General features: G+C 54.5%; 25 protein-coding genes. All 25 read right to left on the minus strand.

The genetic code is table 11. The annotated features are described in order from the left end of the window. The 25 genes from BB497_03210 to BB497_03330 all read right to left on the minus strand — a co-directional run bounded on the left by BB497_03210 (position 1) and on the right by BB497_03330 (position 25,536). Positions 1 to 675 (minus strand): flagellar motor protein MotB, encoded by a 675-nt coding sequence (locus tag BB497_03210; GenBank protein AVI61779.1) that lies wholly within the window; start codon positions 673 to 675, stop codon positions 1 to 3. A gap of 4 nt (positions 676 to 679) precedes the next feature. After that, complete coding sequence (locus BB497_03215; protein ID AVI61780.1) at positions 680 to 1,495, minus strand: chemotaxis protein MotA; 816 nt, start codon at positions 1,493 to 1,495, stop codon at positions 680 to 682. Positions 1,496 to 1,534: 39 nt separating this feature from the next. Then, positions 1,535 to 2,233, minus strand: a complete 699-nt coding sequence (locus tag BB497_03220; protein ID AVI61781.1) for an RNA polymerase sigma factor FliA — start codon at positions 2,231 to 2,233, stop codon at positions 1,535 to 1,537. A gap of 27 nt (positions 2,234 to 2,260) precedes the next feature. Continuing rightward, positions 2,261 to 2,623, minus strand: a complete 363-nt coding sequence (locus BB497_03225; protein AVI64244.1) for a flagellar FlhE — start codon at positions 2,621 to 2,623, stop codon at positions 2,261 to 2,263. A 153-nt stretch (positions 2,624 to 2,776) separates the two neighbouring features. Beyond that, a complete protein-coding gene (locus tag BB497_03230) occupies positions 2,777 to 3,343 on the minus strand; it encodes a hypothetical protein (GenBank protein AVI61782.1) in 567 nt (188 codons plus the stop codon). Next, the gene (locus tag BB497_03235; protein AVI61783.1) at positions 3,340 to 5,514 is read right to left on the minus strand and encodes a flagellar biosynthesis protein FlhF; all 2,175 of its coding nucleotides are present in this window, start codon (positions 5,512 to 5,514) and stop codon (positions 3,340 to 3,342) included. Before BB497_03235 ends, BB497_03230 begins: the two co-directional genes overlap by 4 nt. Before the next feature lie 68 nt (positions 5,515 to 5,582). Next, positions 5,583 to 7,664: a flagellar biosynthesis protein FlhA gene (locus BB497_03240; GenBank protein ID AVI61784.1), complete on the minus strand. Its 2,082-nt coding sequence runs from the start codon at positions 7,662 to 7,664 to the stop codon at positions 5,583 to 5,585. Then, positions 7,661 to 8,827 carry a flagellar biosynthesis protein FlhB gene (locus BB497_03245; GenBank protein ID AVI61785.1) on the minus strand — a complete coding sequence of 389 codons (1,167 nt, stop codon included), beginning with the start codon at positions 8,825 to 8,827 and terminating at the stop codon, positions 7,661 to 7,663. The genes BB497_03240 and BB497_03245 overlap by 4 nt, the downstream gene beginning before the upstream one ends. A 117-nt stretch (positions 8,828 to 8,944) precedes the next feature. After that, entirely contained in the window at positions 8,945 to 9,640 is a 696-nt protein-coding gene (locus BB497_03250; protein AVI61786.1) for a protein phosphatase CheZ, read from the minus strand. Positions 9,641 to 9,683: 43 nt separating this feature from the next. Beyond that, positions 9,684 to 10,073, minus strand: coding sequence for a two-component system response regulator (locus tag BB497_03255; protein ID AVI61787.1), 390 nt, complete (start codon positions 10,071 to 10,073; stop codon positions 9,684 to 9,686). A 64-nt stretch (positions 10,074 to 10,137) separates the two neighbouring features. Beyond that, positions 10,138 to 11,826, minus strand: a complete 1,689-nt coding sequence (locus tag BB497_03260; protein AVI61788.1) for a chemotaxis protein — start codon at positions 11,824 to 11,826, stop codon at positions 10,138 to 10,140. 105 nt (positions 11,827 to 11,931) lie between these two features. After that, positions 11,932 to 12,993, minus strand: a complete 1,062-nt coding sequence (locus BB497_03265; protein AVI61789.1) for a chemotaxis response regulator protein-glutamate methylesterase — start codon at positions 12,991 to 12,993, stop codon at positions 11,932 to 11,934. Positions 12,994 to 13,085: 92 nt separating this feature from the next. Next, complete coding sequence (locus BB497_03270; GenBank protein AVI61790.1) at positions 13,086 to 13,958, minus strand: chemotaxis protein CheR; 873 nt, start codon at positions 13,956 to 13,958, stop codon at positions 13,086 to 13,088. Continuing rightward, complete coding sequence (locus tag BB497_03275; GenBank protein AVI61791.1) at positions 13,955 to 16,120, minus strand: chemotaxis protein; 2,166 nt, start codon at positions 16,118 to 16,120, stop codon at positions 13,955 to 13,957. The genes BB497_03270 and BB497_03275 overlap by 4 nt, the downstream gene beginning before the upstream one ends. A 70-nt stretch (positions 16,121 to 16,190) precedes the next feature. Continuing rightward, on the minus strand, positions 16,191 to 17,486 hold the full coding sequence (locus tag BB497_03280) for a chemotaxis protein (protein AVI61792.1): 1,296 nt from the start codon (positions 17,484 to 17,486) through the stop codon (positions 16,191 to 16,193). A 97-nt stretch (positions 17,487 to 17,583) separates the two neighbouring features. Continuing rightward, complete coding sequence (locus BB497_03285; GenBank protein AVI61793.1) at positions 17,584 to 18,084, minus strand: chemotaxis protein CheW; 501 nt, start codon at positions 18,082 to 18,084, stop codon at positions 17,584 to 17,586. Continuing rightward, positions 18,081 to 20,192, minus strand: coding sequence for a chemotaxis protein CheA (locus BB497_03290; protein AVI61794.1), 2,112 nt, complete (start codon positions 20,190 to 20,192; stop codon positions 18,081 to 18,083). Before BB497_03290 ends, BB497_03285 begins: the two co-directional genes overlap by 4 nt. A gap of 43 nt (positions 20,193 to 20,235) precedes the next feature. Next, complete coding sequence (gene motB, locus BB497_03295) at positions 20,236 to 21,153, minus strand: flagellar motor protein MotB (protein AVI61795.1); 918 nt, start codon at positions 21,151 to 21,153, stop codon at positions 20,236 to 20,238. Next, positions 21,150 to 22,019: a flagellar motor stator protein MotA gene (locus BB497_03300; protein AVI61796.1), complete on the minus strand. Its 870-nt coding sequence runs from the start codon at positions 22,017 to 22,019 to the stop codon at positions 21,150 to 21,152. Before BB497_03300 ends, motB begins: the two co-directional genes overlap by 4 nt. 219 nt (positions 22,020 to 22,238) lie before the next feature. Next, the gene (locus BB497_03305) at positions 22,239 to 22,784 is read right to left on the minus strand and encodes a transcriptional regulator FlhC (GenBank protein AVI61797.1); all 546 of its coding nucleotides are present in this window, start codon (positions 22,782 to 22,784) and stop codon (positions 22,239 to 22,241) included. Continuing rightward, the gene (locus tag BB497_03310; GenBank protein AVI61798.1) at positions 22,781 to 23,113 is read right to left on the minus strand and encodes a transcriptional regulator; all 333 of its coding nucleotides are present in this window, start codon (positions 23,111 to 23,113) and stop codon (positions 22,781 to 22,783) included. The genes BB497_03305 and BB497_03310 overlap by 4 nt, the downstream gene beginning before the upstream one ends. Positions 23,114 to 23,216: 103 nt before the next feature. Further along, on the minus strand, positions 23,217 to 23,510 hold the full coding sequence (locus BB497_03315) for a flagellar protein FhlB (protein AVI61799.1): 294 nt from the start codon (positions 23,508 to 23,510) through the stop codon (positions 23,217 to 23,219). Continuing rightward, complete coding sequence (locus BB497_03320; protein ID AVI61800.1) at positions 23,494 to 24,708, minus strand: hypothetical protein; 1,215 nt, start codon at positions 24,706 to 24,708, stop codon at positions 23,494 to 23,496. The genes BB497_03315 and BB497_03320 overlap by 17 nt, the downstream gene beginning before the upstream one ends. Continuing rightward, on the minus strand, positions 24,705 to 25,112 hold the full coding sequence (locus BB497_03325; GenBank protein ID AVI61801.1) for a flagellar protein FliT: 408 nt from the start codon (positions 25,110 to 25,112) through the stop codon (positions 24,705 to 24,707). The genes BB497_03320 and BB497_03325 overlap by 4 nt, the downstream gene beginning before the upstream one ends. Before the next feature lie 7 nt (positions 25,113 to 25,119). Further along, on the minus strand, positions 25,120 to 25,536 hold the full coding sequence (locus BB497_03330) for a flagellar export chaperone FliS (GenBank protein ID AVI61802.1): 417 nt from the start codon (positions 25,534 to 25,536) through the stop codon (positions 25,120 to 25,122). Positions 25,537 to 25,600: the final 64 nt, after the last annotated feature.

Here is a 25,600-nt window from a genome sequence, read left to right on the forward strand (position 1 = left end):
CTATTCACCCTCAAACTGCTGCTTTAGCAACAGCTCAACGCGACGATTGGCTGCTCGCCCTTCTGCGGTCGCGTTACTTTCCATGGGTTGGGTGTCGGCATATCCGACCGCCCGCATTCGTGAAACAGCGACTCCCTGGCGTTCAAGGTGGCGCACAACCGCAATCGCGCGTCCTACCGAGAGCTCCCAATTCGAGGGGAACCGAGGAGTAGCAATGGGTATATTATCGGTATGCCCCTCTACCGAAATTTGACCTTCAAAGGCCTCAAGCGCCGTTATCAGGTTTTCTAGCACATTCTGCCCTTGGGGCGTTAGCACGGCATCGCCACTGGGAAACAAAAGGCTATCATCAATACGCAGGGTAAGGCCTTCACGGCCTTGGGAAACACTGACCCCGGGAATATTTAGCCCCGCCATCTGCGGCCTTAGCCCCTGGTGACGAGGCTGAATACCAGTGGCTAAGGTTGCCAGGGGCAGCGCAGTAATCGCACTGGCCGAGCGCATTCTATCGCTATCTGCCGCTTCTCCCCCGCCTGGCGGCGTTAACGCCAGCAGGAGGACAAACAGGGTGATTAGTAGCGTCAATACATCCAGATAGCTCGTTAACCAGCTCTCATCCCCCTCGCCTTCGGCATTGGGCATTTCCAGCGCATGACGGGCTTCACTGTTCAGCATGTCGCTACCCTTTTGTCGCGGGGCTAGGCGTGGTGCGTGGCTTTACAGTAGCATCGCGTATTTCGTCGTGGTAGTTGGCAACAAAGGAGTTGAGTGTTTCTTCAATAAACGACGGTAGGCGACGTTTGGTGATGAGCGATATACCTTCAAGCACCATGTTCATGGTAATGAGGCGCTCTTCGGTACGACGCTCAAGCTTAACGGCAATAGGCTTAAACACTAGGTTGGCGAGCAAAATACCGTAAAACGTGGTGAGCAGGGCAACGGCCATGCGCGGGCCAATGACTTCTAGGTCACCCGCATCCATGACTTCAAGCATGTTAACCAACCCCACCAACGTACCAATCATGCCAAAGGCAGGCGCGTAAGTGGCCATCGTGCGGAAAATTTGTGCTTCTGCATGCTCGCGCGCTTTTAACCGCGCTATGCGCCAGCGCAGCATGTCGAAGATTTCATCCTCTTTGGTATTGGCAATGACCAGTTGAATGCCCGTGCGTAGAAACGGGTTACGGGTGTGCTCAAGCTCTTTTTCCACCGCCCGAACATCGCCTTTAAACCATAGCCGAGACATCGACACGAGTTCGTTAATGTCATCTCGAACATAGGTATTTTCACGGCGAAACACTAAGCCTACCAAGCGCACTACCCGAAGTACTTCTTTCAGCGGGTAACTGATAAACGTAGCGGCCAGCGTACCGGTAATGACAATCGCTAACCCCGGTAAGTTAAGAAAGCTTTCTGGGGACTCTGCGGTAAAAAACAGCACGCTTACCAGCAGTAGAATGCTGGCAGATATACCGATCAGCGTAGATGGATTCATCAACGGCTCCTCGCCGGGTTCAAATAAGTGAGTGAGAGATTAATTGGCGTCGTGCAAACGGGCGCGTAAACGGCTAACGGCCTGACTATGCAGCTGGGAGACACGGGACTCGGTAACCCCCAGCACAGCACCCACCTCTTTTAAGTTCATCTCTTCTTGGTAGTACAGCGCCATTAACAGCTTTTCTCGCTCTGGCAGCGCCTCAATCGCCTCAATCAAGGTTTGACGTTGCTGAGCGTCCAACAACTGGTCGAAGAGCAAATTGCCAGCGCCGCTACTAGGCTCACCACCCTCTGTCACCAGCTCTTCAAACGGCAGCAGTTGGCCGCTGTTGGTGTCATTGAGTAGCTGCTGATAGTCGCTTAGCGGCATTTCTAAATCACGGGCGATTTCCCCCTCTTCGGGAGCGCGGCCTAGCTGTTGCTCCAGCCGCCGCACCGTCTCATCCATCGCCCTGGCCGAACGTCGCACGCTACGAGGTAGCCAGTCGCGCGTGCGTAGCTCATCCATCATCGCGCCACGGATTCGCTGGCTGGCAAAGGTGGCAAATGTCGCGCCTTGGGCCGCATCAAAGCGCCCAAGGGCTTCTAACAACCCCACCATGCCCGCCTGGATAAGATCATCTAGCTCGATGCTCGCGGGCAACCTCACCTGCAGCGTTAAGGCCTGACGTCTCACCAGTGGCATGTATTGGGTTAACAGCTCACTCTGTTTGATCCTGCCTTGTGCTGTATACATCCTCGTGCCTCGCGGCTAAAACACTTTTTACTGGTAATTCACGATGGCTTGCAGCCCCTGTACCCGTACCGGCCGCTGGCCGGGCGTTAAGGCAAAACGAAAGTACAGCGGCGCATCGGCGTGCTTTCCGGCTAATGCCATAGTGGAACCCCGCATGCTGTTAAGTGGGATGCACTGTTCAGGGTGACATAGCCAAGCATTGACTGGCGACGCCGGTGGCGCCTCATACCGCCACTGTATCCGATCAATCACTGCGTTTCCCACTTGCGCTGCGCTGGGCGCTACGATGGGCTGGCTGCTGCTGACCCGGTCGCTCATGGCGACCATGACACTGGGAACTTGGCTGCTCCAACTGCCAGGTGCTGCCTGTACGCTACTTGCCAACCCCATCGCGATGAGCGACACCGTAATGCTCACCGTGACCACCTTTAAGATGCTCCTGCCCTGCCTGCTTTGTCGCTGCATGGGTGCTCCCAGTAACGCTACTAGATAGTGGCCAGTACTTCTCTGCCAATACCCGCTTGCTTGTAAACGCTGCAGCCCTTATCGGGCAAGCAGCAGCAGTTCTGTGTCTAAATAACCTGCGGCAGCTTCTCGCAAGTTATCGAGTAATCCTTGGCGTGGCAAGTGGGGCTCATGCAGCGCCAACAGGCGCTTTGGACCTTTGTTGTCATGCACTTGCCGCAAAACTCGGTACATCGGCATAAACGCATCCGCATCGCTACTTACCCACAACGCCCAGCGCGGGTAGCGCGCCACCAGTAATGGCAGATTAGCTGTAGCAGGGTCAACCAGGTGAATGTCCCAGTCATCTGGGTCGCCTGCCCAGCGGCGCCCCAATGCCGACCACTGGCTGAGGCGGCTTCTTACCTTGTTAACCTGGTGCTGATGGGTGGGTAGGCCCACCACCACCAGCGGCTGTTTCGGCGTGGGCGGCGCCTCTACGGTTGGCACCATGGCGGATGCAGCATAAACAGAAGCCGCTTTTTTTGAGACTGGCTCTGTGGGAGCTGGCTCATCCGGTAGCGTATCTTCGGGTATGTCTCCGCGCTGCTGACGCTGTAAATCCGCCCATTTTCGCAGCCCCGCTGCCTGGTCTTGGCTGCTCATAGCATGCCCTCTCGGCTCACGCTACCTAGCTGACGAATCGCATCGCGGGCCATAAAGGCATGCACTAATCCGTCGAGCAAGGCGGTATCGCGCCGTTTTCGCTGGGTGCCTAGCAGCAGCATCAGGTCGGTGCGCAGGGCCAGGGCAGCAGCATCGTCGGCACTGTCCAAATGCCCTGCTACGGCGGCAACGCCGCTGGCCATGAGCAGGCGTATTTCAGCACTGACATCACCACTGTCGGCTTCTTTAAGCTGCTGCCATGCCCGCTTCGTCAGCGCGGTGACCCCTTCGCTTTGCAGCTGGGTCGCCAGTAAAGAGAGCGCATCAGCGCCTAATCGAGCAGGGCTTAACCAGTAACGCCGAGCAATACGCTTAGCGCTTTCGGGGTCACGAACCTCTCCGTACCATGCCAATAGAGCAGTGCCAGACGCGTCAGTCACTTCTGCATAGGCACTCCACAGCTGCATAGGCTGCCCACGAAAACGCACGCTTATATGGTGCGTAAGCGTGCTATCAATAAATAACTGGCGCTGGGCACAACGCGTGCCCTGGAAGTATACCCGCTGGCTGGCAGGCACCAAGCTGACCCAGGTCAGGTGTTGGGCTTCCAACCATGCCAGCGCTTCGGTGTCGGGGAGCGTAGGCAGCAAATGGACGGCGATGCCGTGTTCATCACTTTGTGTTGCCAAACGGGGCTGCCAACCGGCGGGCTGGCGATGCTGCAGGCGGGGCAGCGCCGACCAAGCCCCGTTAGCGTCTAGCCCAATATCTGGCATTGACCAGTCACAGCCGCGTTCATTGCGGCGGGGCGACCATGCCATTCCTAGTAGGTTGTCTGTCGGGGGCGCATCAGCGAGTAAACGATCAAGCCGCCCATCCTGCACTGCGCTAGGCAGGGCGGCGATATCCCATACCGCCTCTAAGCGGGCAAAACCCGCCACTCGCTGGCGCAGGCGCGTCAGTACCGATGAGAGACGACGCCCTTGGCCAAGCACATCCCTTGACCAGCGGGGCAGACTTACCGGCGCGGAAGCAGGCTGGCTGGCTAATGTGGATTGGCCGTCCAGCGCCTGGTCAATCAGCGCCGCGGGGTTCGCCACGGCCATATCTTCAGGCACTTGCTGCCCATGAGAGCCAAACAGCACACGCATTCCATGGCGCATGACAATATCAAGCACCGGCGCTAAGCGTCCGGCTTCGTCCTGCTTGGTGATAATACAGTCGTCTAGCTCGGCGCCCGCCGCGCGGGCGGCTTGCCGATAGCGTAGTACGACTTCTTCGAGCGTTTCCGGTTGGCTGGCGGCATTTAACAGCAGCACTAACCGCACGGTCGATTGCCCCCCCTGCAGGTGAGCGATTTGTTCAATGACCCGCTGGTCACGCTGGCTCATACCGACCGTATCAATGATTACCCACTGTTTACCCTGTAGCCGGCCTAGCAGATCATCAATAGGCTGCTCCGCATCGAGGGCATACATCGGCGTATCGAGCAAACGCGCATATATCCGCAGCTGCTCATGGGCGCCGATACGGAAGCTATCGGTGGTGACAAGCGCCACCGGCCGCGTACCGTGGCGCATCACAAAACGTGCTGCAAGCTTCGCGGTGGTGGTGGTTTTACCTACGCCCGTTGGGCCCACCAGCGCGACAATGCCCGTTTGGTCAAAAAAACTGTTTTCCTGAGTAAGCACCGGTAAGCGCGCCATCAGTTGTTCGCGCAGCCACAATAGTGGCTGGTTACTGTCGGCGGGGGCTAGTACCAGTGACTCCGGCAGGCCCGCCAGTACTTCGCTGCTTAACTCATCGCTAAAACCAACGCGCGCTAGCAGTTGGCGCAGCCGCGTGGACGTATCCGCCGCTGCGGCAGCGGCAGGTGCTTGCTGTTGGCGGGTCAGCAGCTCACGCATATCCTGCATTTCACGCAGCAAGCGCTCGCTCATGGCCTGAAGAGGGTCGGAGGCAGGCAGTGAAAAAGCGAGGGGAGAAGCGGGTGGCGGCTCTGGCGTGGGGGCTGGGTCAAAATGATCGACCGCTTCATCCGCCATCGCCAGAATCTCAACGCCGCCCTCGGTACGCCGGTTAGCAAGAATCAGGGCGTCATCACCCAACGTCTCGCGCACCTGGCGCATCACATCACGGCTATTTGCTCCGACAAAACGTCTAACACTCATGCTTTACCTTTTGCCTCTGCTTGAATGGCTGCCACTGCTTTATCGGCGTTGATGGCTATGTCCGCTGGCTAGCGCCCACCCACGACGGTGGTCACCCGCAGCGTACGGTCATCGGGCACTTCGGCCTGAGACATCACCACCATATGACGCATGCGGCGACGCAGGAAGCGCGACAACACAGCGCGTAACGAATGCTGCACCACCAGCACTGGGGCTTCGCCACTGGCTTCGTGCTGCTCTAGCGCCTGCTGGGCCTGATTCATCAGGGTATCTGCTAAGCCTGGCTCCATAGCGCCGTTGCCGTTCATCGCCTGAATAAGCACTTGTTCTAACTGAGCATCCAGCCCCATCACGTTAAGTGTTTCTTGCCCGGCAAACCATTGCTGAGTGATAGCGCGGCCCAGCGCAATGCGCACTAACGCAGTGAGCTCATTAGGGTCTTTCTGCTGACCCGCGAACTCCGCCAGGGTATCCAGCACAGTGCGCATATCGCGAATGGAAACATCTTCATCCAACAGGTTCTGCAGGATGCGCTGAAGCACCGTCAGGGAGATCGCTTTTGGCACGACTTCTTCCACCAGCGATTTTTGATCATCACCGAGCTTATCCAGCAGCTTCTGCACTTCCTGGCGACCGAGCATTTCCGGCGAGTGGCGGTGCAACAGGTGATTTAAGTGGGTGGCAATGACCGTACTCGCATCCACTACCGTATAGCCATACACCTGGGCGTGTTCACGCTGACTGGCATCAATCCAGATAGCCGGAAGGCCGAAGGCGGGCTCTTGAGTGGGCGTCCCCTGCAGCTCACCAGATACCTGCCCTGGGTCGATGGCCAGCCACTTGCCTGGCTGTGCCTCGGCACGCCCAATCTCTGCGCCCTTCATCGAAAGCACGTAGGTATTGGGGGAAAGCTCCAAGTTATCGCGGATATGTACAACAGGGGGCAAAAAGCCGACCTCCTGGGCAAACTTTTTGCGCACGCTTTTAATCCGGCCCAACAACTCACCTTTCTGGCGCGAATCCACTAGCGGGATTAAGCGATGTCCGACTTCGAGACCCAAGGTATCCACTAACTGGACATCCTCCCAGCTCGCTTCAGGGGTTTCTTGAAGCGGTGGAGGGGCCGCGGCAATCTCCTCCTTGACCAGCGCCCGGTCTTTTTGACGGATCAACAGCCATGCAAGCCCAGCAAGCAGCGCCGTAAAAATCAGGAAAACCAGGTTGGGCATACCGGGCACCATGCCCAATAGCCCCATAACGATGGCGGCTAAAATCATAACCTGGGGGTTAACGAACAGCTGGCTGATCATTTGCTGACCAACGTCCTGGTCGGTATTTACCCGCGACACTGTGACACCCGCTGCAGTTGAGATCACCAGCGCTGGAATCTGGGCGACCAAGCCATCCCCAATGGTTAATAGTGTGTAGGTACGGGCAGCATCGCTGAAGTCCATGCCGTGCTGCATCATGCCGATCAGCAGGCCACCGATAATATTAACCACCATGATAACCAAGCCGGCCATGGCGTCGCCGCGCACAAACTTACTTGCGCCATCCATTGAGCCGTAAAAATCGGCCTCTTGGGCGACTTCTGCTCGACGCTTTTTAGCGTCTTCTTCACCAATTAGCCCCGCGTTTAAGTCCGCATCAATGGCCATCTGCTTGCCGGGCATGGCGTCCAGCATAAAGCGCGCGCCAACCTCGGCAATCCGCCCGGCGCCCTTGGTAATAACCATGAAGTTGATAATAACCAAGATCAGGAAGACCACTAAGCCAACCGCAAAGTTGCCGCCTACCAGGAAGGTGCCGAACGCTTCGATAACTTTACCTGCGGCATCGCCCCCTTGATGCCCTTCCATGAGTACCACCCGGGTGGAGGCAACATTGAGCGATAAGCGCAGCAACGTGGTGAACAGCAACACTGCCGGAAACGCCGCGAAGTCCAGCGGCTTTTGCGCAAACATGCTGACCAACAGCACCATAATGGCCAGGGCAATGTTGAAGGTGAAGAGCAAATCTAGCGCGAAGGGCGGCAAGGGCAGGATCATCATGCCCAAAATCATTAGAATCAGCAGCGGCCCAGCGAGCAGCTTCATGCGCACGTCGCCCATCCAATCGCGCTGATTGATCAACTGGCCTAAGCCCTTCATGACTGCGCCTCACTGCCACCGGCCTTGGGGCCGGGACTATCCATTTCCGGGGGAACCGGCAAATTATCAGGGGTGGGGGGCACCTCGCCTCCTTGTTGTGCAACATGCTTTAGGCGATACGCCCAGGCCATCACTTCTGCCACGGCGGTATACAGTTCCGCAGGCACCTCAGCTTCTAAGTCCACGTGATGATACAGGGCGCGGGCCAAGGGCGCTGCCTCCAATCGTGGCACGCCCGCTTCTAAACCAATCTCACGGATACGTGCCGCTACCGCATCGGCCCCTTTGGCGACTAGCCGAGGCGCGCCCATACTGCCTTCCTGGTAACTGAGCGCGATCGCATAATGGGTAGGGTTGGTAATGATAACGTCAGCATCTGGTACTTTACTCATCATGCGGCCACGCGCCATCGCCTGCTGTTGCTGACGAATGCGGCCTTTTACATGGGGGTCGCCCTCTGACTCTTTATGCTCTCGCTTTACCTCTTCCTTGCTCATGCGCAGCTTTTTAGCATTGCTCCACAGCTGGAAAGGCACATCGATGAGGATGACCACAATCAGCGATAACACAATTAACCCAGCGGCTAACGCGGCCATATTTAGTGCAGTGACCAGCGCCTGCTGAATAGGCAGGTCCATCAGCCCCATAAACGTGCCGATATTAACGTACAAAAAGGTTGCCGCGACGCTTCCCACCAGCACCGATTTAGCAATCGCTTTGGCTAGCTCCACCAGTGCCTGAGGCCCGAATATGCGCTTCACCCCTTTAACAGGGTTGAGCTTTGAAAGTTTGGGCTGCATCGATTTTGCCGATACCAGCCACCCCCCCAGCAGCGCAGGCGCTACCAACGCCACCACCACGAGGAGTAAAAACAGCGGAATCATGGCAAACAGCGTACGCTGACCAAGATCCAGGGCATTCACCAGCATGGGAGTGCTTTCCATTACCTGACGACGCTCAAACAAAAACGCCCTCTCCATGACCATTCCCAACTGGTCATAGAGCATCTGCCCCATGCTCCAAAGCCCTATCACGCCTCCCAGTAGCAGCATAAAAGTGGTCAGCTCTCGGGAGCGGGGAACCTGGCCCTCTTCACGCGCTTTATCCAAGCGCCTGGGGGTGGCCTCTTCGGTTTTTTCCTGGTCGCTGTCGTTATCTGCCATGCTGCTATCCGGCCGGTCGTACGCGGCTCACCATAAATTCAGCCGCCCCAGAGGGCGGCTGAACAAAAAGCCTATAGTGCCAGATGCGGCTTGTTACAATGTCTTAATAACAACGCATTAAAAGCCTAATTCATCCAATAAGTCATCTACCTGGTCTTGGCCCGTCACGATATCCGGGGCATTCTCCTTCACCTGAGGACCATTAAGTAGGTCTTCTTTACGTCGCGCGGTTTCGTTTTTCCACTGATCTTCCGCCTTGCGCTGCATGCTTTCCCGCGCCTGAGCACCCTGCACGTTATCAATCAGCACCTGTACGAGCTGATGTTCGATCTCGCGAATCACATCCATCATCTTCTTGATGACTTGGCCGGTCAGATCCTGGAAATCTTGCGCCATCATGATTTCCAACAGCTCTTTATTGGTGGCTGCGGCCATAGTGGGCACATCGCTTAAATAGGTGCGGGTCTCTTTAACTAAGGCTTTAGCATCATCTAGCTCTTGGGGCGCTTCAAACCATGCATCCCAACGCTTATCCAGCGCTTCAGCACGGTCAGACAGCTGATCCTGAAGCGGCTGTGCTCGGTCGATAGCGTTTAGCGCACGATCAGCCGCCTGCTCGGTCATGGTCGCAACATAGTGCAAACGGTCACGTGCGTCAGGTATCGCTTCCGCCGCTTTTTCAATCTCTTTATCTAACCCCAGCTCGCGCATATTGTCGCGCAGCATGCGGGTAAGTTTACCAATGCGATGGATGAGTTCTTCAGCGGCTTCATCGGGCAGTTGGGCAGTATTTCCCTGCTCACTCTGGCTCATTGTCGTATCTCCTTGCTAACCGAGCCACAAAGGCTCAGCCGCTTCATTTACCCATCTTGTCGAAGATTTTATTCAGCTTCTCTTCTAGGGTAGCGGCAGTGAACGGCTTAACGACGTAGCCGTTGGCGCCTGCTTGTGCGGCCGCAATAATGTTCTCTTTTTTCGCTTCGGCGGTCACCATCAGCACCGGTAAGCCTTTGAGCGCTTCGTCTTGGCGAATCTCTTTAAGCATCTCTAAACCATCAAGATTGGGCATATTCCAATCAGAGACAACGAACTCAAAATTGCCTGCCCGCAACTTATTCAACGCGTCCTGGCCATCTTCCGCCTCATCCACATTGGTAAAGCCCAGCTCTTTTAACAGGCTACGGACGATCCGACGCATCGTAGGAAAATCGTCAACTACCAGAAAACTCATATTCTTATCGGCCATTGGTCATCCTCTCATCAAACACATGGGTTAGGGTGACTGGACACCCAGTCAGGGTTTATTACGGTTAAAACGCTTCCCACTCGTCGTGGTGGCTGTTCTGGCGGGCGCTCCGTTGTGCAGCAGGCTGTGTAGAGGCAAGCTGTGCTGGCGCCGAAGGCGCTATCGAACGCGGTAACTCATAAGAGTGTTCTTGGACACCAAGCAGCTTAAAGACGGCAACCGCCTCCTCTAACCGGCTCGCCTGCTCCTCCAAAGAAGCAGCCGCCGCTGTGGCTTGCTGAACCAGCGCAGCGTTTTGTTGAGTCACTTCATCCATCTGCCCCACTGCTTGGCTAACCTGCGTAATGCCGTCGCTCTGCTCCTGAGAGGCCGCGGATATCTCATCCATAATATCAGTGACCCGACGCACAGCGGTCACTACTTCACTCATGGTGCTACCGGCCTGCTCTACCAGGGTGGAACCTTGCTTAATTTGTGAAACCGACGCATCGATCAGAGTTTTGATCTCTTTGGCAGCATCGGCGCTTCGGCTCGCTAGATTGCGCACCTCACCTGCTACCACGGCAAAGCCACGCCCTTGCTCGCCAGCGCGCGCCGCTTCGACAGAAGCATTCAGTGCAAGAATATTGGTTTGAAAAGCAATCGAGTCAATCACGCTGGTAATATCTGCCACTTTTTGGGAGCTCGTTGAGATGCCATGCATTGTTTGCACGACCTGCTCAACCACCTGCCCGCCCTGCTCAGCGGTGGTAGATGCATCCGCGGCCAGGGTGCTGGCTTGGCGCGCGTTGTCCGCATTCTGCTTCACTGTCGCCGTCATCTGCTCCATGCTGGCAGCGGTTTCTTCAATAGAGGCGGCCTGCTGCTCGGTACGCGATGAAAGATCCGCATTGCCGCTGGCAATTTCCCGAGTGCCGTGATGGATTTCGCTGCTGCCCTCGCGAACTCTTGAAACAATCCCCGTGAGATTTTGCTGCATGGTTGCCATTGCAGCAAACAGCTGGCCTATCTCGTTTTTACCTGCCGCTGGCAGTGGTTCGGTTAAATCAGCCTGTGAGATTTTATCCAAGCGGCGCACCGCATCGTTAAGCGGGGCAATGACCGTGCGGCGCAGCCCAATGTAGATCAACGCTGTCATTAATAATGCAATCGTCGTAGCCACTGCATTAATCAGCGTAAAGAAATTACCCTGTGCGTTAGCATCACTACGGATGTCATCCACACGCTGGAAACCATAATCAATAAAGGCTGTAGTGCTCTCGGCTAAATTGGCAAGCGGACCGGTCAATTCACCCCGCAGCCGGTTAAACGTGGTGATATCCATAGTTTCAAAACTCACCAGCTGTTGTTTGATTATTGCTAATACGTCTTGAAAATCTTCAATCAGGTCACGGCCCAACATCTCTCCTTGCGGCGTTCGCGGCGTCGCCACAAAGTTTTCAAAGCGGCGTTCCGCACGCTCAATACGGTTAGCAGCAAGCGCTATTTGCTCGTTAGACTGGCGTGTTTGGCCCACCATTAAAAAGTTTGACGCCGTTTCCATGGCAAGCATGGCCTGATTGAGCAACGAGTCCGCACGGTTAATTTCGTTTAGCTGATCGCTGCTAATACGATCAAGCGTCGCCATGTTTTGCTGGGCGTTACGGTCTGATACAAAGCTGATCCCTGCCAGCACCAATACCAAAGCGATAAAGCTGATAAGTGCCGCGATTACCGCCGCATGGATACTCATATTGCGAAACAAACGAGCCATGGCCCTTCCCCCGTTGCCGTCATTTTTGTGATGATGCTTTGTTTTAATAATGTGCTGTTTCGTAGCATGTTATTTTTAGTGCTGCATAACATTAATGGCGCATCGCTATACCCTCTGGGCACGGCCGGAAGCCGCGACCAGCGCCATCAATCGCGATGGAATATCGTCTAGGGCGACGACATCAACCGCTCCCCCAACAGCAATCGCTTCTCTCGGCATCCCGAAAACCACGCAGCTCTCTTCATTTTGCGCAATGGTCGGCGCGCCTGCTTGGCGCATTTCTAATAACCCTGCAGCGCCATCTTTTCCCATGCCAGTCAAAATTACCCCAATCGCATTTTTACCGGCGTGCTTTGAGGCAGAGTGAAACAGCACATCCACCGATGGCCGGTGGCGATTAACCGGAGGCCCATCGTTCAAGCGTGCCACGTAGTTTGCACCGCTGCGGACGAGTTCAAGGTGTTGATCACCCGGCGCAATATAGGCATGACCCGGCAGCACACGCTCGCCATCAGTGGCCTCTTTGACGGTAATCCGGCACAGCCGGTCCAGCCGTTCAGCAAACGAGCGGGTAAAGCCGCCCGGCATGTGTTGAGTAATCAAAACGGCTGGTGCGTTAGCCGGCAAGGGCTCCAGTACCGCACGGATCGCCTCGGTTCCGCCAGTAGAGGCACCAATGATGATCAGCTTCTCACTGGTAACCAGCGGTGCTTTCAACTGCGTCGGAGGCGGCGCGTTTTTGTGGCGGGCCTGACGGGGTCGTGAGCGCGCGGCGGCACGCAGCTTCTCAGCAATTTCGTTGGCGTACTCCATCATCCCATTGCGAATACCTAGGCTGGGCTTAGCCACAAAGTCCAATGCGCCCAGTTCCAGCGCTCGCAGGGTGATTTCAGAACCGCTCTGGGTGAGTGATGAAACCATTAACACCGGCATTGGGCGCAGGCGCATCAACCGCTCAAGAAAGTCCAACCCATCCATGCGCGGCATTTCCACGTCAAGGGTTAGTACATCAGGGTTATGCTGCTTAATCAGGTCCCTGGCAGCAATGGGGTCGGGCGCGACGGCAACCACTTCCATATCTGGCTGTGAGTTGATGATTTCGGTTAACAAATCGCGAATCAGCGCCGAATCATCGACACATAACACTTTGATCTTGGCTGCGCTCAAAGCACGCCTCCTCTTACGGTAGCTACCTAATGTGCTGTTGCGCTTCCGCTTGAGAAATACCTGTTAACGGAGCTAAACGCACGTAATACGGGTTATTTTTTAGCGGGGGTGTAGACCGTCTGCCCACGCAACTTGAATGCATCGCTAATATAGGAGAAGTTTTCAGAGTGCCCAGCAAACAGCAGGCCATCTGGCTTCATGAGCGGCGCAAACCGCTTTAGAATTTTCGCCTGAGTATCTTTATCGAAATAAATCATGATATTGCGGCAAAAAATGGCATCAAAGGGCCCCTTAACGGGCCACTGGGGCGCCAGCAGGTTAAGCGGCAAAAACTCCACCAGCGCGGATACTTCAGGCCGTATGCGTGCCAGCCCAATATGGTTGCCGGTACCTTTCTGAAAAAACCGTTTCACCCGAACTTCATCGAGCTTGCGCACTTGTTCCTGAGGATAAATACCGGCGCGAGCCCTATCGAGCGCGTCAGTATCAATATCTGTGGCGATGACTTTCGCTTGGGAGGCTTTGGGGCCTAGCGTTTCCAGCAGCGTCATGGCTATTGAATAAGGCTCTTCACCCGTGGAAGCCGCTGAACACCAAATAGTCACCGGCTCCTGCTTATGCTTGATATGTTCAGCCAGCAGCGGAAAGTGGTGCGCCTCACGAAAAAATGCCGTGAGATTGGTGGTGAGTGCGTTAGTAAACGCTTCCCACTCTTTAGCATCGGGCTGACGCTCCAAGCGTGACAGGTAGTCGGTAAAGTGCGTTATGCCATGGTGGCGCAGCCGCTTTGCTAAACGGCTGTAAACCATTTCACGCTTATGCTCGGCAAGCACGATACCGGCACGCAGGTAGATCAGTTCTCTAATCCGTGAAAAATCGGCATCCGTAAGCAGCAAGTCGCGCTCGATCTGCCCACTAGATGCCCATTGGCCGGCTTCGGCTCCCCGTTCGCGTTGTCCGCTCAAAACTCTTCCCACTCCTCTGCAGAAACCGATTGCCGCTTCACACGCGGCGCTGGCGATGTCGCGCTATTTGGCTTCGCAGTAAGTTGATGCGCAGCAGCAGGTGCCCCGATAGCGGCTGGCATAGCCTGTAACGACTGTTGATGGTTTAGCCGAAACGCCTCTACGGATAACGCCAACAGCCCCGCTTGATGTTCCAATGCTGCCGCAGCCCGCGCGGTTTCCTGCACACGGCCAGCATTTTGCTGGGTCGCTTGATCCATTTCCGCAACGGCCTGGTTGACTTCAGCAATACCGCTGTTCTGCTCTTCTGACGCTGAAGAGATCTCATGCATAATCTGCGTTACGCTGCGTGCCGCTTCAGCAACCTCACTCATGGCCGCTTCAGCTTTTTCCACTAACCCGGCCCCTGCACTAACATCCTGACTGGAACCATCAATTAATACCCGGATCTCTTGGGCCGCGCCGGCACTGCGCCCCGCCAAATTACGCACTTCTTCTGCCACAACCGCAAAGCCGCGCCCGTGCTCTCCTGCCCTTGCCGCCTCAACCGACGCATTAAGCGCCAAAATATTAGTTTGAAACGCAATCGAATCAATGACGTTGATAATCTCGGTCATTTTTCGCGAGCTTTGAGTGATACGTTGCATGTTGTCGACTAGCTGTGTCATCAGCTCGCCGGTTTGCGTCACCCGTGTAGCATTATTATCGGCCAGACGCCGAGCTTCTTGAGCGTTATCGCTATTTTGGCGCACGGTCGTGGTTATCTCTTCCATGCTGGAAGCGGTTTGTTGCAGCGCGGCAGCCTGCTGCTCTGTACGCGACGACAGCTCTTCATTACCACTGGCAATACCCTGTGCCGCAGGCGTCACTACCTCAATGCCGCTTTTAACCTCGCCAATAATACTGCTCAGGCTTTTACGCATGGTATTTAGCGAATCAAGCAGTAGGCCAATTTCATCACGACGACGGGCAGGCACAGGGGCTGCCAAGTTGCCGCCCGCTATTTGCAGGGTAAAGCGTGAAGCACTTTTTAACGGTCTAACGATTGAACGTAGCGTAAGCGCGCCTATCATCATGAGCATCAGTAAGCCAATCCCCAGCACCGCCGCCTGAGCGCTCAGCATGGCGGTTTGCCCCTGCTCAGCCTCTACCGCCATAACTTCCGCTGCAGCCTGTTTTTGCGCAATCAGCTGATTCACCATCTCCGACAGCGCTCGCCCATCGGTATTCATCACACGTATCACCGCATCTAAACCAGTAAACGCTTCATACGTCTCTTCAGCTTGCAGCACGTTTGCCGCTTGCCCCATGCCATTAGCTAAGAACGCCTGAAGCTGCTGATCAAAACTATCCGCTAGCTGGCTAGCGTTAGCATCACGCTGGTAGTACGCCTGCCAAACCTCAGCTACCTCCGCGGCGTTTTCCGCCACCGCTTCGCCCATCTCAAACCGTTGGCTGATGAGCTGCATCCTTTCTGGTTCGATCATCGACTGACGTGTATGGGCAATGGTTTGGTCGATTTGCTGGAGACGAATAACATCGCGCAGCCCATCGTTATTGAGGCGGTCTAACCGATCACCCGCGGCATTTAATCCATACAGTCCTAGCCCACCACTGATCAACAGCAGCATGCCCGCTACCACAATCATGCCCACCAGCTTGGCGCGGATGGTGTGCAGGCGCACCCGTTTAAGGCGCTGCACTAGCCCCTTATAACGTATATGCCCTTTATCTAAATAGACCCGTTTAAGACGTCCCTCACGAATACCTGCGTATACCTGCTCTGCCTGGGCGATTGCCTCCCGTGACGCCTGAACCCGCACTGAGGCATAGCCAACCACCTGATCATTTTCGACAATCGGCGTCACGCTAGCGTCTACCCAATAGTGGTCGCCGTTTTTGCAGCGATTTTTAACCAGCCCACGCCACGTTTCACCGGTTTCGATGGTTTGCCATAAATTTGCAAACGCCACGGGCGGCATATCCGGGTGGCGGATCAGGTTGTGCGGCGCCCCAATTAGCTCGTCATGGCGAAAGCCACTAATCTGGATAAACGCGGGATTAGCATACGTAATGCGACCTTTAAGATCCGTTCGCGAGACGAGAAAATCGTCCCCCTTTAGCTCAACTTCGCGTTGGGAGACTGGCTGATTGTTACGCATTAACATGCCTTATTGTTGGGGAGGCGACATTTTTATTAGTTAAATTGGGCGACTCTACGTAAAGGCTGAATCAAAAAGCTTCCCACTCGTCTACCGGCGTTTTAGTAGTAACCACCTTAGCGGGCCGTGGCGTGGCACTGGGTAGAATGGGGCGAGTGGTCAATGGTGCGGTACTCGCTCCCGACACCCGAAAACGCTCAACCGCTTCACGCAGACGAGCGGCCTCACTCTCTAACTCATTGGCACTGCGGGCGGCCTGCTGAACCAGCTGGGCATTCTGCTGCACGACCTGATCCATTTGGGCAACCGCTTGATTAACTTGGCCGATGCCATTGCTCTGCTCTTCTGAGGCGGCGGCAATTTCATCCATAATATCGCTGACACGCTGAACCGCTGCGACAAGGTCTTGCATGGTCTGTCCTGCATGGTTCACTCGCTGCGTACCGGCATCCACTTTACCCAGAGAAGCATCAATAAGTGTGCGAATTTCTTTTGCTGCATTGGCACTGCGGCTAGCCAAGCTGCGAACCTCCTGCGCCACGACGGCAAACCCTTTGCCGTGCTCCCCCGCCCGTGCCGCCTCAACAGAGGCATTAAGCGCTAAGATATTAGTTTGGAAAGCTATATTATCGATGACCGTTATAATGTCGGCGACCTGATGGGAGCTGGCGCTGATCTCTTGCATTGTTTCAACAATATTGCCAACCTCTTCACCGCTGCGTCTGGCGGTTAACGTCGCATCACCTGCTAGCTGACTCGCTTGGCGAGCGTTATCTGCGTTATGCCCTACCGTGGAGGCCAACTGCTCCATACTGGAAGCGGTCTCTTCTAATGAAGATGCCTGCTGCTCAGTGCGTGAAGAGAGGTCATTATTACCGCTAGCAATATGTTGAGAACGCTCAAAAATAGAGGCCCCACTTTGGCGCACCACGCCGACCGTCTCGGAGAGTGAGCCTTGCATATGCGCCATCGCGTTATACAGTCGACCAATTTCGTTATTACCCGGCGAGGTAATTTGCTGATTTAAATCGCCTTGAGCCATACGCTCAAAATATCCCACTAAGTTATCTAGCGGGCGCAATACATTCGCTGTCACCCCCCAAATGACCACAACAACGGTTAGCACCGTCATGACGACCACGCCAATAAGCACCCAGCGAACTTGGGCTGAAAATTCCGTAAACGCTGTCTGCTGCGACTGTAAGTCGCTTGTCGCTTGCACAATGGCAGCACCATGGTGGAGCGCGTAGAGACCCATACCGCACGCTAGGACAATCAGGAGTGAAAACGTAGCAAGTACCAACCCCCAACTTAAACGCACGGTCATATTGCCCATCACTTGACGCACTAGCTGTGTCACACGCATTACTCCAAGCACAACCCAATTGGCCGCAGCACTCCATGGCTCACGGCTCGGCTGTTTAGCTCAAAATAGGCACACTCCTTATGCCCAGTGTTCTGCATTAAGAATTACTAGTGCTATCTACCAGCGCCATTTCTTCACTGGTCAGCAGTTTATCGATATCCACTAGCACCAGCATGCGGTCATCAAGACTGCCAAGACCGCTTAAGAAATCAGAAGAGAGGGTAACCCCGAACTCAGGTGCGGGTTTGATCTGCTCTGGGGTTAAGGTCATTACGTCTGAAACACCGTCGACCACAATCCCCACGATACGGTCGGCGACATTGACCACGATCACTACGGTTTGACCGCCATACTCCACATTTTCCAGGTGGAATTTAATGCGCAGATCAACAATCGGCACAATAACACCGCGCAGATTGGTCACGCCTTTTATGAAATCCGGCGCGTTGGCAATGCGCGTTACATTTTCGTAACCGCGAATTTCCTGCACTTTCAAAATATCAATGGCGTACTCCTCTTCTCCTAAAGAGAATACTAAGAATTCGCGATTTTCTGCCTCTGCAGCGGCTAGCACCGCCTTATTAGCTGCTTGACTCATGACGGCTCAGCCTCCTTGTAATAAGCGAGATGTGGATGATTGGTTACTTTGCCTGCTTCTTTTTTGGCACGACTTAAGCGGTGTAAGCCCGTGATATCCAAAATCAATGCGACACTTCCATCCCCCAGGATGGTGGCAGCGGAAACGCCCGGCACTTTGCGGTAGTTATCTTCTAAGTTTTTGACAACCACCTGCTGCTGGCCAATGAGCTCATCGACCAACATGGCATAGCGACGACCCTCGCCTTGTACGATAACGGCGATACTTTTAGTCGGGTCAGTAATTGCATTTTCGACGTCTAACACTTCATGAATCGCGATAACCGGCAGGTATTCATCACGCACTTTGATGACCACATCATCCCCGGCCATCGCGTACATATCACCTTTGGCAGGCTGGAGGGACTCAAGCACGGTAGAGAGCGGCAAGATGAACGTTTCGCCACCCACTTTGATTGACATGCCGTCTAGAATTGCGAGGGTCAACGGCAAGACAATACGCGTGTTGGTGCCTTCACCCTTTTTAGACTGTATTTCGACTCGCCCGCCCATTCCTTGAATATTACGTTTCACCACATCCATACCAACGCCGCGCCCTGATACATCAGTGACCTCTTTTGCGGTCGAAAAACCAGGGGCAAAAATCAGTTGGAAAACGTCTTCATCGGACATTGCGTCAGAAACATTGAGCCCATTTTCACGGGCTTTATCGAGTAGGCGCTCACGATCCATTCCTGCACCGTCGTCACGCACTTCAATAAGAATATTGCCGCCCTGGTGACGCGCTGAAAGCACCAGCTTGCCTACGCGAGGCTTACCTAGCGCCTCACGCTCATCGGGCATTTCGATACCATGGTCTAAGCTGTTACGCACTAGGTGCGTAAGCGGGTCTGTGATTCGCTCAACCAAACTTTTATCCAGCTCGGTGGATTTACCCTCAGTAACGAGTTCGATCTCTTTATTCAGCTTGCCTGCGGTATCTCGCACCACGCGGGGGAACCGGCTAAACACAAACTCCATGGGAATCATGCGGATCGACATCACCGCTTCTTGAAGATCACGGGCATTGCGCTGAAGCAGACTCATGCCGTTTTGGAGCGAGCTATTACCTACGGACTGGTCGTCAAGGTCGCTGACCGTTTGATCGAGCATCGACTGGGTAATGATCAGCTCACCAACCAAGTTGATAATTTGATCAACTTTGTCGACAGATACGCGTATCGATGAGGACTCGCTCGCGGCTTTTTTTGGCGCTGCCTTAGCGGGCTTATCATTGGCTTTCGGGGAGCTCTTATCGCTCTGCTTTGGCACAGCGGGGGCGTTATCCGCAGTACTCACCACTTCCTCAACGGCAGGCGAGGAGGCAGGAGCCGGCACATTAGGTGCTGGCTCTGGTTCTCGTGCTGGGTCACCCGCAGCAACGCTGCTGATGCTAATTTGCTCAGGCTCGATAATAAAGCACATCACGGCTTCAATATCGTCGGCACTGACGCCACCTTTGAGAATGACCTCGTAACGCTTGTCATCGCCTGAGTGCGACTGGATATCCCCCAGCTGCTCAAGCTCTTCGACCAGCAACGTGCGATCTTTATCGTTGACGTTCAGTAGGGCGACTAACAAATGCGTCTCGCCTTCTTCCGGCGTCTCGCGTTTGCTAGATTCTGCCTTGGAAGGCTGTGTCACCGTCGGCGCAGGCGCTGCAGGAGCTTCGAGGGTTTGTCCAATCTCCTCTAAAGCGATCTGCTGCAACACTTGGCAGATTCGCTCATAGGCTTCCTGGTTGGGTTCTTCCTCGTTGCGATAGGCATCGAGTTGCTCATGCATGATGTCTTTTGCCTCTAAAAAGGTATCAACGAGGTCAGCGCGCAGGGTCAGTTCCCCTTTGCGCGCATGATCCAGCAGGTTTTCGAAAATATGCGTGGTTTTTTGCAGCACGCTAAACCCGAACGTCCCTGCACCACCTTTTATAGAGTGGGCCGCACGGAAAATAGCGTTTAGCTGCTCGCTATCCGGATCATCGACATCCAGTTCTAATAAGTGCTGCTCCATATCTGCTAGCAGCTCTTCCGCCTCTTCAAAAAAGGTGTCACAAAAATCCGCTATATCCATGCACCGCTCCACATTATCATCATATTTTTTGGACCAGCTTCGCTCATTCGGCTACGTCGGCCTGTGGCATGTCTGGTAGTAAAGCCTCTTCGGGCGAATCGCCTTCAGGTAACAGCACACCGGTGCTAAGAATACCTGGGTCGCGAATGGTCTCAGCAATTTCGGGTAACAGTACTAAAAGCTCAATACGTCGATTAATAGGGTCTGAAGAGGAAGTGTCAGGCAGCGATACCCGATCAGCAAAGCCCGATACGCGCAATAGTTGACCTGGATCAAGCCCACCGACCACCAACTCCCGACGCGAGGCATTCGCGCGGTCACTGGATAGCTCCCAATTACTGTAGCCTCGATAGCCACCCGCAAAAGGCACGCTGTCGGTATGACCGCTGATGCTTAGGTCATTGGGCAATTCATTGAGTAACGGCGCGATAGTGCGCAGAAGGTTGCGCATATAAGGTGCTACCTGATCGCTACCCAGCTGGAACATGGGCCGCTGCTCTGTATCAAGCAGCTGAATGCGCAGTCCTTCACGGGTAAGATCAAAACGCATTTGGTTGCGCAGCTGGCGCAGCTCAGGGTCTAGCTCAATGGCCCGCTCTATACGTTCTTGTAAATCAGAGAAGAACCGCCGTTCTTGCAAGCTGGGCCGCGGCTGCAATGACATGTCTACCTGGGCGCGCTCTCCATCGCTATGCGCTGGGTCAGGCCCGCCGCCTGGGATAACCCGCGAACTGCCGCCGCGATCCCCGGTCATCGCGGTTATCAGCGGCGTGCTAAAGTAGTCCGCCACGCCCTGCCGTGTTTCTTCACTGGAGACGCTTAAAATCCACATCACCAGGAACAGAGCCATTAGCGCGGTCATAAAATCAGCTAAGGCGATTTTCCATGCTCCCCCATGATGAGCATGAACCACTTTTTTGCGCCGTATGACTATTGGGCGCTTGTCACCGCCCTGACTCATGCATTACCGCCCTTTTTGGCGTCACGCACGTACTCTTCAAGTTCTGAGAAACTAGGACGTTCGGTGCTGTGCAGTGCTTTACGGCCAAACTCAACGGCTAACTGAGGCGCATAGCCGTGCAAGCTAGCCAACAGCGTGACGCGGATGCACTGCAGCATTTTTTCCGCTTCTTTTGCTTGTCGATCGGCATAGCTTGCAATGGGGCTGATAAAACCGTAACCCATCAAAATGCCTAAGAAGGTGCCCACTAGCGCCATAGCAATCATCTGGCCCATCTGTTCCGCACTGGCGTCGGCGTAGGTCAGCGCTTTAATAACCCCCATGACTGCCGCCACGATACCAAACGCGGGCATGGCATCACCTACTTTAGCAATCGCATCAATGGGAATATGGGCTTCTTGCTCAAATACTTCGATTTCGTGAAGCATCAGCTCGTCGATTTCCATCGGCTCCATGCCGCCACTTACCATTAGGCGCAGGTAATCAGTTAAAAAATCCATAATGTGCGGGTCCGCAAGCACCGTGGGATGCTCTTGAAACAGCGGGCTTTCCTGAGGGTTATCGATATCGCGCTCAATCCCCAGCATCCCCTCACGGCGCACTTTGGAGAGAATCTTGTACTGCAGCGCCATTAGCTCCATGTATAGGGCTTTGTTATATTTTTTGGTCCGTTTGAGCCGCGGCAGTATTCTAAACGTGGCTTTAATCGCTTTACCGTTGTTGGCGGCAATAAACGCGCCTACGCCCGCACCGCCAATAATTAACAGCTCTAAAGGTTGATACAGGGGGCCTAAACTACCACCTGCCAGCACATAGCCGCCAAACACACACAATATTACGACCACATAACCTAGGAGAATCAGCACAAGCAGTGTCCTTGCGATAGCAGTTTTTGTATCAACGGAGCGCCAACCACTGCTTCATCATTATGAATAACACTGGAGGGTTCCATTTCAAGTGGAGCTTAGTCATATCATACTAAGATGTAGGCGATGTTTAATGGAAAAGTACCACCGCCTTTTAACGCTATCTATGCGCTAATGGCTGTTTTTATTATATTGCGTCGTCCTGTGAGTGGGTCATGGCTATGTTTCTGTACCCGCCGCTCCGCGTTGGGCTTTACGGGTTTTCCCGGCACGTGAAGGCGGCTGGCAAATACCGCACACATAGCCGTGAATCGGGCTATGTGCATGGGCAACAAATCGCCCCTCACACCGGGTACACGTATTTAGCTGCAGCAGATCACTTTCAAAAAAACGTACCAGTGTCCACGCTCGCGTTAAGCCCAACACTGGCTCCACGTCTTCAAGCGCTATTTGTTCTTCGTAAAGTCGGTAAGCTTTAACGAACGCATCAATACGTTCGCAGCAGGTATCTTGTTGTAAACTTGCATAAATATTATAAAAAAGTGATGAGTGCACATTAGGCAACCAGGTAACAAACCAGTCGGCCGAAAAAGGCAACATCCCTTTTGGGGGCGACATGCCACGCACTTCTTTATACAGCTTAATTAGGCGAGTACGGCTTAGATCCGTTTCCGTTTCTAACACCTGCAAACGTGCACCTAACTCAATCAGTTCGATTGCCAGCTGTACTTGATGCATTTCATCAACCAAGCTTTTCTGGCTCACTCCGCCCCTCCTTTGGGTAGTGAATCGAACGGTTCGCAGGCTGATAACAGCGATGCATGCAATCCCGACAGCCCTTGATCCCTGGGATTTTCCATAATTTGGCGTAAGCGCTGCCCGCTAGTTTGACTAAACCGACATACCAATTGATTGGTACGCGCCAGCTTCGTTAACTGCCAAGCATTAAGTGAAACGAGCAAATCTGCCAGTTCACTATCAACTTTCAGGCGAAACATGGCGGCCTCTCGATCCTCACTCAGTAGGCGCTGGGCAAGAAGCAGGTACGCTAAGTTTAATTCTTCAATTTCATCGAGAAAGTTTGATTGGCTCATAGTGTTCCACCGGACGACACAGGCGCGACTTTATAAACTTTATAATGACGCCATGGGTGACTTTTTCCATAAGCATCATGGTTGCACACAACGTCTACATTGGCTACTTGAGCTGTTCACGGTGACTTAGCGCACCTTCAGAAAGCTCAAACACCCACACCAGAAGCTCAGCAACGACCTGATATAAACTCGCCGGTATCTCGGCATCTAAATCCAGCTGCATGAGCAGTGCCACCAACTCAGGAGCGTCGTGCACATAAATCCCCTGGCGCTGCGCCTCTGCCATAATCCTCTCAGCTAACTCACCATACCCTTTCGCCACTACCCGGGGTGCCTGCTCCCCATCTCGATAAGCCAATGCTACGGCTTGGCGGCGGCGCTCACCCGGCGTCGTCATGGTGGCTCTCCAAACTTATATGCCGTGATTTAACCTGCACTTTGCGAAAATCCAAGGCTTCTAAACGTTGCTCTAACGCGCTTACCCCCTGCTCAAGTTGCCGATATGTCGCCAGGTCTTCGGTGGTAAGGTCGATGCTGAGCACTGACTGATAGAGCCATAAAGTAACGCTAAAAGCGCCTATGTTGGGCACTTCGAGCTGCATTTCAGAGCGCCACCCTTCGCCCGAATCAGTCTCGTCCTGGGCACCCTCACGCCCCTCGTCACGTGTAGGCAAGTTAATCACTAGCGCCATAAAAATCCCGGCCCACACGTCTCCCTCCCAACGTATGGTAGGCATAACCAGCATCTCCAGCTGCTGACGCACTAGGCTCTGCAGGTTTTCATGAACAATCTCACGACCACCGCGCTGGATAGCTACGTCGGCTAGCTCGCGAGCGCCCACTGTTTCAACTCTCGCTTGGGCCGATTCTTGCCGCTCTGCCTGTAACGCGGCAGGGCTGGCTGGCGTATTGAGGAAGGCCACGGGGCGCTCAAGTATCAGCATATCGCTTGCGACTGGTACCAGCGCTGTATTAGGCAAAATAGAAAAGTTGCCAGGTCCCGTTGGCGCAGAGGAGCCCGGCGCTAAAGAGGTAGCAACCGCCGACAACACATTCACGCTAGCAGGCAGCACAGGCCGTGGGCCGGGCTGCATCTGAGGCTCACGCAGTAGCTGCTGACGAGAAACATCGCCCTGGAACCAACGCTTCAAATGAGACTCGTAGAACAAACCACTATCACGTACGCTCGACTCTAGACGCGTCGCAAGCGTCGTAGCTGACGGCGCGTCTAGAGCGCTCATTAGGGGAGCTTCAGGGCGCATAACGGTGGGCGGCGCAGGAAAACGCAGCAATACATCCGCAATCGTGCGTGCCGCAGGACTTAAATGAGTCTGGGTGGAGCCTGGGGCTGTATTGGCGCCGCCTTGGGTAGCTAGGCGCTGCCCATCCGGGGAGGTTGGTAAGCGCTTGAGGTCACCTAGCGGCAGCGACATTGGTCGCCCGTCTAAGCTAGCATCACCTTGTAAGGCTCGCGGACCTTCTCCGGGCGGAACAGGCTGCACAGGAGCATTTAAGGAGCGCTGTAAAGAGGCTTCTCCTTGACGCCCAAGCACTTGGTGCATGAGGGTATCAATAAGTGGCGTGATGCCACTCACGGAGCCTCCTGGTCTTGTGTGCCTTCAGGGTCATAAATGTCATGGCTGCCCTGCTGCGGCGCATAGGCTCGGTGCAAATCACGCTGGCGTTGAGATACGCCAATTAACTTCCCAAGCTCCTCGCGCCGCGCCACTAAACGTCGGCGAATTTCGACGTCGTGCTCAAGAATACTTTCCAGCAGCTCAGCCTTACGAGTTTTGGCAGAAGCATCTAACACGACTTTTTTATCAAGCTCACGTAACTCTTCGACTAATGTAACGTAATGGGTACGCTGCTCAATAAGCTCTGGCCACTGCTCCGCATTGGCTAGCTCTTGCATATGCCTTGCACGTACAAGCAGTTTGGCATAAGCCTCTAACAGCGCTTGTGGAGTAGAGCTGTGGACAGCGTCAGAACCCGACATAGTTGCCTCATGCACTCTGCTGTTGGCCGATTTCACGCCAAGCTGAAGCGATATCTTCCAGTAACCGTTCCGCCTGACTCAGACTCTCTTCATCGTTACGTAGGTTAGCAACTAAGAGTAAGCGAGCAATATAGTCGTACAAGGAAGCTAGCCGCTCAGCAATGGCACCGCCCTGCTCCTGATCCAATGCAGCCGCTAATCCATTATTAACAATATCCAACGCCTTGGATATCGACTTTCCCTTCTCGGCTGTGTTGCCTGCCTGCATGTGAATTCGTGCCGCCCGGATAGCCGCTTGGGCGCCGTCAAACAGCATTACGATAAGCTGGTGCGGGTCAGCAGACATCACACCGCTTTCCACGCCGACACGAGCATACGCCTTAGCACCACGTCCGTAGGCGGCGCCACCGCGAGAGTATGTCATAAGCGGGCACTCCTTCATTAGGTAACACAACAGCTGAACCCATAGGGCCAATACATGCTGTTAA

The sequence above is a fragment of the Halomonas sp. GFAJ-1 genome (assembly GCA_002966495.1).
Classification (GTDB): Bacteria; Pseudomonadota; Gammaproteobacteria; order Pseudomonadales; family Halomonadaceae; genus Vreelandella.

Coding starts and splice junctions, on each gene's coding strand:
- BB497_03310 (AVI61798.1), bottom strand. CDS start 23,113: ATGAGCCAATCAAACTTTCTCGATGAAATTGAAGAATTAAACTTAGCG.
- BB497_03280 (AVI61792.1), bottom strand. CDS start 17,486: ATGCGTGTGACACAGCTAGTGCGTCAAGTGATGGGCAATATGACCGTG.
- BB497_03245 (AVI61785.1), bottom strand. CDS start 8,827: ATGGCAGATAACGACAGCGACCAGGAAAAAACCGAAGAGGCCACCCCC.
- BB497_03330 (AVI61802.1), bottom strand. CDS start 25,536: ATGACATACTCTCGCGGTGGCGCCGCCTACGGACGTGGTGCTAAGGCG.
- BB497_03220 (AVI61781.1), bottom strand. CDS start 2,233: ATGTATACAGCACAAGGCAGGATCAAACAGAGTGAGCTGTTAACCCAA.
- BB497_03230 (AVI61782.1), bottom strand. CDS start 3,343: ATGAGCAGCCAAGACCAGGCAGCGGGGCTGCGAAAATGGGCGGATTTA.
- BB497_03325 (AVI61801.1), bottom strand. CDS start 25,112: ATGTCGGGTTCTGACGCTGTCCACAGCTCTACTCCACAAGCGCTGTTA.
- BB497_03250 (AVI61786.1), bottom strand. CDS start 9,640: ATGAGCCAGAGTGAGCAGGGAAATACTGCCCAACTGCCCGATGAAGCC.
- BB497_03315 (AVI61799.1), bottom strand. CDS start 23,510: ATGACGACGCCGGGTGAGCGCCGCCGCCAAGCCGTAGCATTGGCTTAT.
- BB497_03260 (AVI61788.1), bottom strand. CDS start 11,826: ATGGCTCGTTTGTTTCGCAATATGAGTATCCATGCGGCGGTAATCGCG.
- BB497_03225 (AVI64244.1), bottom strand. CDS start 2,623: ATGGGGTTGGCAAGTAGCGTACAGGCAGCACCTGGCAGTTGGAGCAGC.
- BB497_03255 (AVI61787.1), bottom strand. CDS start 10,073: ATGGCCGATAAGAATATGAGTTTTCTGGTAGTTGACGATTTTCCTACG.
- BB497_03285 (AVI61793.1), bottom strand. CDS start 18,084: ATGAGTCAAGCAGCTAATAAGGCGGTGCTAGCCGCTGCAGAGGCAGAA.
- motB (AVI61795.1), bottom strand. CDS start 21,153: ATGAGTCAGGGCGGTGACAAGCGCCCAATAGTCATACGGCGCAAAAAA.
- BB497_03290 (AVI61794.1), bottom strand. CDS start 20,192: ATGGATATAGCGGATTTTTGTGACACCTTTTTTGAAGAGGCGGAAGAG.
- BB497_03240 (AVI61784.1), bottom strand. CDS start 7,664: ATGAAGGGCTTAGGCCAGTTGATCAATCAGCGCGATTGGATGGGCGAC.
- BB497_03275 (AVI61791.1), bottom strand. CDS start 16,120: ATGCGTAACAATCAGCCAGTCTCCCAACGCGAAGTTGAGCTAAAGGGG.
- BB497_03210 (AVI61779.1), bottom strand. CDS start 675: ATGCTGAACAGTGAAGCCCGTCATGCGCTGGAAATGCCCAATGCCGAA.
- BB497_03235 (AVI61783.1), bottom strand. CDS start 5,514: ATGAGTGTTAGACGTTTTGTCGGAGCAAATAGCCGTGATGTGATGCGC.
- BB497_03215 (AVI61780.1), bottom strand. CDS start 1,495: ATGAATCCATCTACGCTGATCGGTATATCTGCCAGCATTCTACTGCTG.